The organism is Maribellus sediminis (genome assembly GCF_011799805.1).
GTDB lineage: Bacteria > Bacteroidota > Bacteroidia > Bacteroidales > Prolixibacteraceae > Draconibacterium > Draconibacterium sediminis_A.
Genome location: NZ_WXUB01000001.1, coordinates 537,807 through 550,134 on the forward strand (window position 1 = coordinate 537,807; position 12,328 = coordinate 550,134).

A 12,328-nucleotide genomic window follows, 5' to 3' on the forward strand; every position below is an offset into this window, starting at 1 on the left:
CGGCTTTTAAACCGGTGATTTAGCAATTCCAACTTGCATCGGGCTTTAGCCCTTAAAAAAGAAGAAAATGAGTAGCAAAATAGTAGCAATAGTAGGACGTCCAAATGTTGGTAAATCAACTTTGTTTAACCGTTTGATCGAACAGCGAAAAGCCATTGTTGATCAAACAGCAGGAGTTACCCGCGACCGTAATTACGGTAAAGCAGAATGGACGGGAGTGGAGTTTTCTGTGATCGATACCGGAGGTTATGTGGTGAATTCGGATGATGTATTTGAAGCCGAGATCAACAAACAAGTTCATTTAGCCATCGACGAGGCCGATGTAATTGCTTTTGTTGTTGATGTGGAATCGGGGATCACCGATTTGGATGATGCCATTGCCAACATTCTGCGCCGAAGCAAAAAAGAAGTGATTTTGATTGTAAATAAAGTCGATAACAATCAGCGGATTATGGATGCTCAGGAATTCTATGGTCTCGGATTGGGTGAAATCTTCTGTATTTCGTCGATGACGGGAAGCGGAACCGGCGATATGCTGGATGCCCTGGTTGCTAAATTACCGGATAAACCGGGTGTTGATGAGGAACACGTTCTGCCGCATCTTTCGGTTGTTGGCCGGCCGAACGTTGGAAAATCATCGTTTATTAATGCATTGATTGGTGAAGACCGAAACATTGTTACCGATGTGGCCGGAACTACGCGAGACTCAATTCATACCCGCTACAATAAATTTGGTCACGATTTTATGATCGTTGATACCGCCGGATTGCGCAAAAAGGGCAAAGTACACGAAGATCTTGAATTCTACTCGGTTCTTCGTTCGGTACGTACTATCGAAAATTCTGATGTTTGTTTGTTGCTCATCGACGCAACCCGTGGTGTTGAAGCCCAGGATGTAAATATTTTCAACCTGATTGTTCGAAACAAAAAAGGCGTTGTGGTACTGGTAAATAAGTGGGATTTGATTGAAAAAGACACGCACAGCACCAAAAAGTTCGCCGAACAGATAAAAGAACGTTTTGCTCCGTTTGTCGATGTCCCGATCATTTTTATTTCGGCACTTACCAAACAGCGCGTTCATAAGGCATTGGAAACAGCCATTGAAGTTCATGAAAACCGTAAGCAGCGTATAAAAACATCGGAACTGAACGAAGTATTGCTTGAGGCCATTGAAAATTATGGTCCACCTGCCTGGAAGGGTAAATTCATAAAAATTAAATACTGTACGCAATTGCCTTCACCAACTCCGTCGTTTGCTTTGTTTGCCAATTTGCCGCAGTATATAAAAGAACCGTATAAACGCTATATTGAAAATCAGCTACGCGATAATTTCAATTTTACGGGTGTGCCTATACAGGTTTATTTCAGGCAGAAATAAGATCAGTGTTCAGGGATTGAAGTTATCCGGAGATGTGAATTTTCTAAAATAGTTCCGGGACATAATCGTCAGGTAGTGGATTGGCAAAACAATCCGCGATCATAGGTCCATCGATTATAAAAGAGAGTTTCGGACTGGTTCCGTTTTCTCTGATCAAAAAAGATTTTTTTGTTGGATAGATTGTTGATACTTCTTGTGAATAATAGTGTCTCAACGAACGTTCGTCCTGTGATACGGGAAATCCTTTTTGATCAGACCAATAGTAAACCTTTAACGAATCGGCATAAATAACATACTCTCTTGCGGGGCTGTTGAGTTTCGGAATTCTGTAAAATGCGGTTTCAGGTACCGGTGCGAAAACCTTTATTTCATACCCCTGTATCCCGGGATCGTTGTCGTAAATCGATTTTAAGAAGTGGCGGTAAGAGCCATAGTAAATTTGTAAACGTTTTTTTCTGTATTGTTCCAGTTTGCTGTTACTGGCTTCTAATGACTCGTAATAATAATAGGCTGTGAGCCGTGTTACTTCGTAACTTTTTACCGTATTCAATTTAACCTGTTCCCCTTTGGGTCCCAAAGTCTTTTGGACTCTAAATTCGTTAATAATTATTTTGATTTTGTATCCCAGGTTGTGATTTATAAGAATCAAGGGTTGATTTGTTCTTGCGAAAAAATTCATTTCGTCTCGCTCGAAATAAAGAACGGAATCGTTTATAATCTCAATTTTATTTGATTTGTTTGGTACAAATCGGGAATAAAAAAAATTCAGGTTCTGCTTGCGCTTATTTTTTCCCGATACCTTGATCTCAGAGACCTGAATGTTCTTAGGGGACAATTTAATGTTCAAATTCCCGCCATCCGTGAGTGGTTTAACAAATGAGTCGAATGAAATATGATCGGCTACCAAAGTGCAGGGCAAAAATGGTAGTTTAAGGCTGAAGTTTCCTTGATTATCAGTAATGCACCCAACCGTGGTCCCCGAAATAAATACTTCAACATGTGCTATCGGCTGTCCTGTGGTAGAATCGGTAACCGTTCCGAATACGGTATGTTTGTTTTGAGCGCTTGTATTCAGAAAAAAAAGTAAAAAACATGTGAGCAAAAAAATGGGTTTTGCCGGGTGTCGATTGATGGTCATTTTGGTAGTTAATTTTAACTCCTCAAAAATTACAAAAATTATTCCAACAGAGCTTCCTCTTTGTTGGTTGAGAACAGAATGTTGTATATTTAAGAAAAAAGAACAGGATGGCACGATTTCTAAAAGATCGCTCGAAAGCAAAAGGAACAGTTCCCGGATCGCTGGTGCTGATCGGACGACAGAAAATGGAAAATACCATTATTCAGTTCATTGGTTACACTCATGAAAATCTGATAGAAGAGGAAGTTAAAACTACTGCATCGGCAATCGAAAAATTTGACGAGGAAGGTATTAACTGGATTAATATTTACGGGATTCACGATCTGGAAATGATTGATAAAATTGGCCAGCAATTTGATCTGCCGGCGCTTTTGCTCGAAGATATTTTGAATACTGACCAGTCGCCTAAATACGAAAACGGCGAAACCTACGATGCTTTTATTTTGAAGATGCTTCACCAGGAAGAAAATTCAAACCGTGTTCATGCCGAACAGATCTCGATCATCCTGGGCAAAAATTATGTATTGACGCTTCAGGAAAGAAGGGGCGATTTTTTTGCCCCTGTGCGCGACCGGATTCGAAAAAGCAAAGGGCGGATCAGACAAAGCGGGAACGATTACCTGGCGTATGTTTTGATGGATACAATTCTGGATAATTACCTGCTGCTGATCGAAAAAATAGGTGCTAAGGTGGAGGACCTGGAAGACCGGCTTTTTAAAGCAATGGACAACAAAATTGTAGAAGAAATTTACCAGTATAAAACCGAGTTAAATTACCTGCGGAAAGCAGTTCGCCCGGTTAGGGATTTTTTGGTGCTGCTAAACCGCACCGAAGACTCGTACATTATGGAGCAAAACAAACAGTTTTTAAACGACCTTCAGGACCTGGCTGTTCAGTGTACCGATTCAATTGAATTGTATAATAACCTGGTTTCGGATCAGTTGAATATTTATAATTCGAACATGAGCAACAAGATGAACGAGGTGATGAAAACACTTACCATTTTTGCGTCAGTTTTTATCCCCTTGACTTTTGTAGCCGGAATTTACGGAATGAATTTCGAATACATGCCCGAGCTGAAATTCAAATATTCCTACCTGATTTTGTGGATTATCTTTTTGGTTTTGGGGGGAGGTTTGTTTATCTATTTCAAACGAAAAAAGTGGTTGTAGATAGTTTATACCTGCAACCACTTTTAATTTATTCCGGATTTGGTTTTAACGAATTTGAATCGTATTGTCGTAACCGCGAATTGAAATTACACCACCTTCTTTTCCGGCCATAATTTCCAACTCGCTGTTTTTTTCGATGTGTTTTGTAGGTTCCAGCGAATCAGGCAGGTCTATTTTGCCATATTTCATCATCACATCAACACGAAACGGAACGCTGCCGGATCCTATATTTAACTTGCCGTATTTACAGTCGAACGAAATCCCTTCAAAATTATCGCTTAGCTTTTCAATACTCACTCTATCGTCGTAACCGATAATTTTAAATTGACTGTTGGTCGACATGCTGTAACTGCTGTATTTGCTTTCCGAAATTTGTATGCTTTGCGATTTTTTAAGGTAAAAGTCGTTGTCGTACGATTGGCCAATTACCATGTTCTTCACATTACCAAGCTTTAATTCGCAGTACTTTCCATCGAATTTTAAATCTTTTGCTGAGGCGATTTTCAGGTTGCAGTCGTACAGGTTGAGTTTTACATCGTTCAACTCTGCTTCCGATTCCAGATCGGAATATTTGGCCTCCATTTCCAAACTGTTTAGCTCGTCGACGAAAATTTTATCATCGTAGGAATTGATGTTCAGACTTTGCGCTTTATCGCCTTCCAACCGCGAATATTTGCTTTCAACTTTCATTGCTCCGGCTGAGGCAAATTCAACATCGGTATCGTACAGTGTGAGTTGAGTTTCGGCTTTGAGGTCTGACACATACAGTTTTGAATATTTGGCTTCCAGTTCGAGTGACGACTCAAAATCTTCGGCATTCAACTTACTGTTGTAAAGATTCAGTTTTGCCGGGCCTTTCAAATCGGGCAAACTCACGTTGCTGTATTTGTTTTCAAGATCGATTTGTGCATTCACCGGAATACTGATTTCGTGGCTGATGGTGAAATCTTTCAGTTTAACCTTGTCGCCGTTCAAAAGTGTTAAAGTCGAACGGTTGTTTATCGTGTTCATATTCCGGTAGAAGCGTGTGTCGATTTTGAGGCGGCTTCCCTGAAGGTCAAATTCAAATTCATCGATGGCTTCGAGAATTCTTTTGGCATCGCTTTCGTCCCTTACATGTAAATTTACACTTGTTTTTAAGCTAACCTCGTTGCTGTTGCTTAATACGAACTTAACGTCGCCCGAATGGTTCGTCATTTCTATTTTCACATCGTTTGGCACGGCAAGCGATTTCGAAACTGTTTTGCTGGTTTCGTAGTCTTGTGCTAAAACCAAGGCTGACGAAAGGATCAGCGCTGTGAACATCGAAAATTTAAAGAGTAGTTGTTTTTTCATATGATTTAAATTGTATGTTTTCTATGGTATCATATGGAATTCGTCCCGAATTCTCGGAACTCATTTCATAGTGTTTCTGTTTTTCAATTTCCATGAGTAAACGGTTCAGTATTTTTATTTTTTTCTCATAGTTGTCAAGCATGGCACGAATCACCGGTTCGTTATTCAGCGTTTGGTTCAGGTCTTGCTGATACGAGGCATAAACGCAGTCGAGTTCTTTTAATTCGTCCAGCAAAAAGTTTATTTCCGAATTGCCGGAAGGGAGTTGGTTTTCCACTTCCTCCCATTTCAGGCTAACCGTTTGTTTGAGCAACTGTTCCTGGTTTCCCAGATCTTTCGAAATATCGGAAAGCGAAACAATAACCACCTTTTTTTGTGAGGTCTCGTTAACTATGAAGTATGTTGCTGATACCGCAAAAATGAAAATGGCAGCCACTTTCCAGAACCACTCGGGCATTGCTTTCTTTTTGTGCAGACCGCTTCTGATTCCTTCCCAGATCAGATCTGCTTCGGGCTCCTCAACATCAAGCCTTAATCGCTTCTCCTGTAATATTTTTTCCAGATCTTTCTTCATCATTCACTTCGTTAATCATTTTTGCAAGCAACTGTTTTGCTCTGAAAAACTGGGTTTTTGCGGTCGATTCCGAAATGCCCAGCTGCTCGCCAATTTCGGAGTGTTTGTATCCTTCGAGAGCACGCAGAACCAGAATTTCGCGGGCACCATCGGGCAGCTTTTTTATCAGTGCATGAATCTGCTCCGGTTCAACAGTGTCGTCCACTTCAACCGATTCTTCCAGCTCACTTTCGTTCAGGCTTTCCATGTCGGTAAACAACAGTTTCTTTTTCCGCGATGCGTCGATACAGAGGTTCGCCACAATCCGACGTAACCACCCTCCAAAAGCTTTTTCGTTTTTCAGCTTATTTATTTCACCAAAAGCTTTAATAAAAGCATCCTGAAGTACATCTTCCGCCATCGACTGGTTGTTTGTCATGCGCACAGCCAGGTTGTACATGCCTTTCGAATAAAGTTTGTACAATTTGTACTGTGCTTTTGCATCGCCTTTTTTGCAAAGTCGCACCAGGTGTTGTTCGTTTTGGTTAAAAATTACCTCCAAGTTCTGCCGGATTACTTCGGTTGTTAGCTTTTTCTATTCATTTTCAGAACGCATGTCTGATCGAATGACGAAGATAAGTTGAAAAGGTTGGAACGTTTATGAAAATATTTTTCAATTTTGTGCTACTACAATTAAAAAGAGTGATGTAGGATGAAAAATTGATCAACCTGAAAGGCCTAAACAAAATAGCCTGGAGGGCTTAAAACAAAAACTATGTACATCGTTCACGTGAATGTTCATGTAAAAAGAGATTGGGTTGAAGATTTTATCGATGCAACCATTGAGAATGCAAAAAACAGTTTGTTGGAACCCGGAGTCGCTCGTTTCGATATTGTGCAACAACAGGACGATCCAACGCGGTTTGTTCTGGTAGAAGCTTACCGGCATTACGAAGATCCGGCGCGGCACAAAGCTACAGAACACTACCAGCGCTGGCGCGAAAAAGTAGCGGACATGATGGAAGAACCCCGAACTTCTGTCGTATTCGATAACGTTATCCCTGAAGAAGAAAGTTGGGGGTGATAAACAAAACAAATCATGAATTTTTCATTTGCCACAGCCTCGAAAATAATATTTGGAAATCATTCCGTTGACCAGGTTCCGGCGCTGATTCGTGAACTTGGTAATAAAGTTCTATTGGTCTGTGGTAGAAATGCACAACGTGCAGAAGAATTGGCCGGGAAGCTGGATCCGGGCATCGAGGTCACTTTTTTTCAGGTTGAAAGTGAACCCACAACACGCCTGGTCACAGCAGGAATGGAACTTGCCCGCGAAAAGGAATGTGATGTTGTTGTGGCAATTGGCGGCGGCAGTGTGATCGATGCGGCGAAAGCCATAGCCGCAATGGCCACCAACAAAGGAGAACTGATGGATTACCTTGAAGTGATTGGCCGGGGAAAACCTTTGCTCGAAAAACCATTATCGTTTATTGCTATTCCAACTACGGCGGGTACAGGTGCCGAAGTCACTAAAAACTCGGTGATAAAATCGCCGGATCAGCATGTGAAAGTTAGCCTGCGCAGCGATTTTATGTATCCCGATGTGGCGCTGGTCGATCCGGTTCTCACATATTCCATGTCGCCGGAATTAACAGCCAGCACCGGCGTTGATACCCTGACGCATTTGCTCGAAACTTTTGTGTCGAATCAGGCCAATCCGTTTATCGATATGCTTTGCCGTGAAGGACTTCACCGCATTTCGAGATCCTTGTTGAAAGCATACAAGAATGGTGAAGACAAAGTAGCCAGGGAAGACATGGCTCTTGCAAGTTTGCTCGGCGGGATGGCGCTTGCTAACGTAAAACTGGGTGCTGTTCATGGTTTTGCCGGCCCGATGGGAGGGATGTATCCCATTCCGCACGGAACAGTTTGTGCCAGTTTGGTTTCGGCTGTCATCGAAATGAATATTGAAGTTTTAAGTGAATCAGGTGGCGATCTTTCAAAATTTGAAGAGCTGGCAAAAATATTAGCAGGAAGTCAAAAAGCTAAAGCTGAAGATTCAATTGTTTGGGTTGAAAACCTGGTAAGTGCTTTGAATATTCCGCCACTTTCAGTTTTTGGACTTACAGAACATGATTTTCCTATGCTCGTTGAAAAGGCGAAAGTTTCCAGTAGCATGAAAGGTAATCCGGTTATGCTCGACGATGAGCAACTAAGCTGGATACTGGAGAAATCACTTTAAAAAAATTAATTAAACCGTATTCTGAGAGATCCGTTGGACAGTGAATGGAGGCGTGGAATAATTTTTGCAGAATAAAGGTTATCTTTGTAGAAATCAGTGAAGTTGTAATTTTATAAACGAATTGATTTAGAATTACTTAGCAGATCTGATCCCGATTACGATAGTACTTCGGGATCGAGTAGAATAGAAATTGAATGATATACTTTGTGGCCCGACCATGAAGTTCAAAGACAGATAAAATGATAGGCAGATTTTTTCATACACCAGGAACCAAGAAATTCAGCATTACTCCCCGGTTTTACGATCCTGACAAAGAAGAACGTGACGAACGTGAAAGACGGATTAAGGAGGAGATGGGGATTGTTGATGAAAAAAAGGACGATGGTAAACCTTATCGCCCAAATGTTCGCGGGCAGTTCCGGGCATCAGGTGGCTGGGCCCGTTCAGGGGAAGAAGCGCGACGCTCACAAAACCGCCGCCTTATTTGGATCATAATTGTTCTTGCCCTCGTGTTGTACCTGTTTTTCTATTCCGATTTCTTTTCCTGATCGTTTTCTACTCATTTCTAATTATTTAAAGGTTTAAAATTGAGCGATATTATCCAGTTATTACCCGATGCAGTTGCTAACCAGATTGCTGCCGGAGAAGTCATTCAACGTCCGGCTTCGGTGGTTAAAGAACTGGTGGAAAATGCACTCGACGCGGGAGCTACTGAAATTACAATAAATATTAAAGACGCAGGGAAAACCCTGATTCAGATCAGTGACAACGGTTGCGGAATGTCGCCAACCGATGCACGGATGGCATTCGAACGACATGCAACATCTAAGATTCGAAGTGCCAACGATCTGTTTTGCATCCGCACCATGGGTTTTCGCGGCGAAGCGCTGGCTTCGGTAGCTGCCATTGCCGATGTAGAGTTGCGTACCAAACGCATGGAAGACGAAGTGGGGACTTTTATCCACATTGTCGGTTCCGAAGTAAAAACCCAGGAACCTGCCGGAATTAACAACGGCACCAACTTCATGATCAAGAATTTGTTTTTCAATGTTCCTGCCCGTCGCAAATTTTTGAAAGCTAACTCTACGGAGTTAAAACATATTATCTGGGAAATTCAGCGCATAGCGTTGCCCAATCCTACCATCAAATTTTCGCTGGTTCATAACGGCACTTCAGTGTACGAACTGCCGGCAACCAATTACCGGAAACGAATTGTTGATGTGTTCGGCAAATCACTGAATCAGAGCCTGGTGAGCGTGAAAGAGGAAACCAGTATTGTAAATATTCATGGTTTTATCGGTCAGCCCAAATTTGCCCGAAAAACAATGGGTGAGCAGTTCTTCTTTGTAAACGGAAGGTACATGCGGCATCCGTATTTTCATAAGGCCATCACGCAGGCCTACGAACAGTTGTTGCCACCCGACACTTTTCCATCGTATTTTTTATTTCTTGAACTCGATCCGGGTGAGATCGATATCAACGTTCACCCAACAAAAACCGAGATCAAGTTTGAGAATGAACGTGATATCTGGCCAATCATTCACGCTTCGATTCGCGAATCGTTAGGAAAACACAGTGTTGTGCCGTCGATCGATTTTGATCAAAGCGGAAGCATCGATATTCCTGTTCCAAGGCGGAGCAGTGAAGGCATTCGTTTTCCCGACATAAAAGTTAATCCCGAGTATAATCCGTTCGATACCGAAAAAAGTGGCTCGGGTGGCAGTTACACACCATCGGGAACCAGCTTTCGCGAAAAAAAGAACCTCGATAACTGGGAGGATTTGTACAGCGGGGCACAGTTGAAATTGAAACCGGAAGAAAACTACCGGGAGGAAAAAAGGAGCAGTAACGATTTGTATGCGCAAACAAAAGAGCAATACAACGGCAAAAAAGTGATGCAGCTGAAGCAACGTTATGTGCTTACACCGGTAAAATCGGGATTGATGGTGATCGATCAGAAAAGAGCGCACGAGCGCATTCTTTTCGAGCAGTTTATGGAGGTGCTGAAATCGGATTCTGTTGCCAGTCAGCAACAATTGTTCCCGCAAACCATTGAATTGAATCCTGCCGATGCCGAGGTTTTAAAGTCCATTCTGGAAGATCTGTTGTCGCTGGGGTTCGACATCAGGGAGTTCGGGAGAAATACCTTTATCATTAACGGAACTCCGGGAGTGCTGGATGTTTCATCTCCCGAAATGGTCGTTGAAAAATTGCTGGAAGAATATAAAAATTCACCGGTAGATGCACGTTCGAAGGCAAAAGAGCAGATTGCCCTTTCGCTGGCAAAAGCTTCGGCGCTCGATTATGGAATGGAGCTAAAACAGGAGGAAGTAGATCACCTGATTGATAATCTTTTTGCCTGTGCCACGCCGAATTTTACACCCGACGGTAAAAAGGTATTGACCATCATTTCGACCGAGGATATCGAAAAAAGTTTTCTCAGGTGACAGATTGTCGGTATTTTTAGCTGAATTGATAATGGAACGGCTCTTGTAAACTTCAGGCCTGATTTGAATGTTTAGTTTTAGTAATTAACAATTAGCAGTTGCTGGAAAAACTTCTTCGGGCTTCCGGCTTCCGGCTTCAAACTTGTTTATATGAATTACAGACCTGCACTGAATATGCCACCGGTGGTCAAGAATCTGATTCTTGTCAACGTGTTATTTTTCCTGGTAACAAAGATAATGGGACAAACGGGGACCGATCTTTACCATCTTCTTGGTTTATATTTTCCAGCGTCTCCAAATTTCCGTTTACACCAGCTTTTTACGCACATGTTTATGCACGGAAGTATCGGGCACATTTTCTTTAATATGTTTGCCCTCTACATGTTCGGCCGGGTGCTCGAAAGTGTTTGGGGACCAAAACGTTTCCTGACTTTTTATCTTGTTACCGGTTTGGGCGCAGCTGCTTTGCATTTGGGTGTGCTTACGCTTGAATATCGTCATGCCCTTGCAGATGTTGGTGTCGATCAACTGAATTATTTTAAAGAGCTCGCCGCTCAGGGAAAATATATTCCGGGAAACACGGTTTCTGAAATTTTAACTACCCCGACGGTAGGAGCTTCGGGTGCAGTATTCGGAATTTTACTTGGTTTTGGTATGCTATTTCCAAATACCGAGCTGATGCTGCTTTTCCCTCCGATACCAATAAAGGCCAAATATTTTGTGATTGGTTATGGTGTTCTGGAGCTTGTTCTCGGCTTGTCTCAACCCGGAAGTAACGTAGCACATTTTGCCCATCTCGGAGGTATGTTATTCGGTTATTTTATGATCCGTTACTGGAACAAAAATTCCAACACATTTTATTGATCAGAGCTTTTAAAATTTTCTGAAAGTGGATATCCTTGGAGACATAAAACGTACGTTTAAAGAAGGTTCGGTACTTACCCGCCTGATCTACATTAATATTGGTGTTTTTCTGGTGCTGAAGATAATCGGCGTATTTTTTTACCTCGTCGGTCAGCCTTTTTCGCTGGCTAACTGGCTGGCTGTGCCATCGGTTACCGATGAATTGATACGAAGACCATGGACTCCGTTTACCTACATGTTTTTGCATGTTGGTTTTTTGCATCTGCTTTTTAATGTGCTTGGATTGTACTGGTTCGGGCAATTGTTTTTATATCATTTCGAAGGACGAAAACTACTGAGTGTCTACTTGCTGGGAGGACTGGCAGGCGCTGCGCTTTACATCATTTCATATAACCTTTTTCCGGCTTTCGATTCGGTTTACGGGTTGTTGCTGGGCGCCTCTGCCTCGATTTTTGCGGTATTGGTAGCCGTGGCAGTTTATGATCCTAACCGCGAAATTCACTTGTTTTTTATCGGACGTTTCCCGCTGAAGTATGTGGCAGGTTTTTATGTTTTGTTATCCATACTCAGTATTTCAACCTCAAATCCCGGTGGAAATATTGCACATGTGGGAGGCGCTATATGGGGATGGTTTTATATTTATCAGTTAAAAAGAGGAAAAGACATGGGATCGGGTTTTGTAGATTTTATAAATAAAATAGGTGCTTTTTTTGCTGATGCTTTCAAGCCAAAAAGCAAAATGAAGGTGACCTATAAAAAGCCGCCTCGCGACGATCACGAATACGCCAAACAGCAACATGTGAAACAGGAGGAGATCAATCATATCCTTGACAAGATTGCCAAATCGGGTTACGAAAGCCTTTCCAAATCCGAAAAGGAATTGCTGTTCAGACAGGGGAAGAAGTAGTGTTAAGTGATCAGTGATCAGTTTTCAGTCGCAGTCGCAGTTTTCAGAATATTGAAGCATTCCAACTTCAATCCTTCGGTCCTTCAATCCTTCAATCCAAAAGTTGGCAATAAGCAAATGGCAGTAGGCAGTATTAAAGATATTTGAACATTAAGGCATTTTTACATTCGCGCATACCAACATCATTCCATCCATCCTTCATTTTTAAGTTTCAGTGAACAAGGTTGTTTGTTGAACTATAACTTTACAATTTTTCAATTTAGCAGTTTAACATTGAAGCATTCCAACTTCA

12 protein-coding genes are annotated in these 12,328 nt (G+C 41.9%); 8 read left to right on the forward strand and 4 right to left on the reverse strand.

From position 1 onward, the window contains the following. Positions 1-67 precede the first annotated feature (67 nt). Positions 68-1,378 (forward strand): ribosome biogenesis GTPase Der, encoded by a 1,311-nt coding sequence (der, locus tag HFD85_RS01985; RefSeq protein WP_167604934.1) that lies wholly within the window; start codon positions 68-70, stop codon positions 1,376-1,378. 43 nt (positions 1,379-1,421) lie between these two features. Here der and HFD85_RS01990 read toward each other — a convergent pair whose 3' ends face one another. Then, positions 1,422-2,516 (reverse strand): carboxypeptidase-like regulatory domain-containing protein, encoded by a 1,095-nt coding sequence (locus tag HFD85_RS01990; RefSeq protein ID WP_167604935.1) that lies wholly within the window; start codon positions 2,514-2,516, stop codon positions 1,422-1,424. A gap of 107 nt (positions 2,517-2,623) precedes the next feature. Between HFD85_RS01990 and corA the strand changes: the two genes are divergently transcribed. Further along, on the forward strand, positions 2,624-3,688 hold the full coding sequence (corA, locus tag HFD85_RS01995; RefSeq protein WP_167604936.1) for a magnesium/cobalt transporter CorA: 1,065 nt from the start codon (positions 2,624-2,626) through the stop codon (positions 3,686-3,688). Between the two features lie 45 nt (positions 3,689-3,733). Here corA and HFD85_RS02000 read toward each other — a convergent pair whose 3' ends face one another. The 3 genes from HFD85_RS02000 to HFD85_RS02010 are packed head-to-tail and all read right to left on the reverse strand — an operon-like array spanning position 3,734 to position 6,138. Next, positions 3,734-5,023 carry a hypothetical protein gene (locus tag HFD85_RS02000; RefSeq protein ID WP_167604937.1) on the reverse strand — a complete coding sequence of 430 codons (1,290 nt, stop codon included), beginning with the start codon at positions 5,021-5,023 and terminating at the stop codon, positions 3,734-3,736. Then, positions 5,001-5,600 (reverse strand): hypothetical protein, encoded by a 600-nt coding sequence (locus HFD85_RS02005; protein WP_167604938.1) that lies wholly within the window; start codon positions 5,598-5,600, stop codon positions 5,001-5,003. The genes HFD85_RS02000 and HFD85_RS02005 overlap by 23 nt, the downstream gene beginning before the upstream one ends. Beyond that, positions 5,548-6,138, reverse strand: a complete 591-nt coding sequence (locus HFD85_RS02010; RefSeq protein ID WP_167604939.1) for an RNA polymerase sigma factor — start codon at positions 6,136-6,138, stop codon at positions 5,548-5,550. The genes HFD85_RS02005 and HFD85_RS02010 overlap by 53 nt, the downstream gene beginning before the upstream one ends. A 213-nt stretch (positions 6,139-6,351) precedes the next feature. Between HFD85_RS02010 and HFD85_RS02015 the strand changes: the two genes are divergently transcribed. From HFD85_RS02015 to HFD85_RS02040, 6 genes are all read left to right on the forward strand, one after another. Continuing rightward, positions 6,352-6,660, forward strand: coding sequence for an antibiotic biosynthesis monooxygenase (locus HFD85_RS02015; protein WP_167604940.1), 309 nt, complete (start codon positions 6,352-6,354; stop codon positions 6,658-6,660). A gap of 15 nt (positions 6,661-6,675) precedes the next feature. Beyond that, positions 6,676-7,818 (forward strand): iron-containing alcohol dehydrogenase, encoded by a 1,143-nt coding sequence (locus tag HFD85_RS02020; RefSeq protein ID WP_167604941.1) that lies wholly within the window; start codon positions 6,676-6,678, stop codon positions 7,816-7,818. A gap of 239 nt (positions 7,819-8,057) precedes the next feature. Next, positions 8,058-8,366: a hypothetical protein gene (locus HFD85_RS02025; RefSeq protein ID WP_167604942.1), complete on the forward strand. Its 309-nt coding sequence runs from the start codon at positions 8,058-8,060 to the stop codon at positions 8,364-8,366. A 39-nt stretch (positions 8,367-8,405) separates the two neighbouring features. Beyond that, positions 8,406-10,265 (forward strand): DNA mismatch repair endonuclease MutL, encoded by a 1,860-nt coding sequence (gene mutL / locus HFD85_RS02030; RefSeq protein ID WP_167604943.1) that lies wholly within the window; start codon positions 8,406-8,408, stop codon positions 10,263-10,265. A 150-nt stretch (positions 10,266-10,415) separates the two neighbouring features. Continuing rightward, on the forward strand, positions 10,416-11,129 hold the full coding sequence (locus HFD85_RS02035) for a rhomboid family intramembrane serine protease (RefSeq protein ID WP_240924999.1): 714 nt from the start codon (positions 10,416-10,418) through the stop codon (positions 11,127-11,129). Positions 11,130-11,154: 25 nt separating this feature from the next. Beyond that, positions 11,155-12,036 (forward strand): rhomboid family intramembrane serine protease, encoded by an 882-nt coding sequence (locus HFD85_RS02040; protein ID WP_206081836.1) that lies wholly within the window; start codon positions 11,155-11,157, stop codon positions 12,034-12,036. The last annotated feature ends 292 nt before the right edge of the window (positions 12,037-12,328 follow it).

Excerpts from the sequence above, each read along its gene's own strand:
- HFD85_RS02025 (WP_167604942.1), top strand. The coding sequence starts at position 8,058 with ATGATAGGCAGATTTTTTCATACACCAGGAACCAAGAAATTCAGCATT.
- HFD85_RS02000 (WP_167604937.1), bottom strand. The coding sequence starts at position 5,023 with ATGAAAAAACAACTACTCTTTAAATTTTCGATGTTCACAGCGCTGATC.
- corA (WP_167604936.1), top strand. The coding sequence starts at position 2,624 with ATGGCACGATTTCTAAAAGATCGCTCGAAAGCAAAAGGAACAGTTCCC.
- der (WP_167604934.1), top strand. The coding sequence starts at position 68 with ATGAGTAGCAAAATAGTAGCAATAGTAGGACGTCCAAATGTTGGTAAA.
- HFD85_RS01990 (WP_167604935.1), bottom strand. The coding sequence starts at position 2,516 with ATGACCATCAATCGACACCCGGCAAAACCCATTTTTTTGCTCACATGT.
- HFD85_RS02005 (WP_167604938.1), bottom strand. The coding sequence starts at position 5,600 with ATGATGAAGAAAGATCTGGAAAAAATATTACAGGAGAAGCGATTAAGG.
- HFD85_RS02015 (WP_167604940.1), top strand. The coding sequence starts at position 6,352 with ATGTACATCGTTCACGTGAATGTTCATGTAAAAAGAGATTGGGTTGAA.
- HFD85_RS02020 (WP_167604941.1), top strand. The coding sequence starts at position 6,676 with ATGAATTTTTCATTTGCCACAGCCTCGAAAATAATATTTGGAAATCAT.
- HFD85_RS02035 (WP_240924999.1), top strand. The coding sequence starts at position 10,416 with ATGAATTACAGACCTGCACTGAATATGCCACCGGTGGTCAAGAATCTG.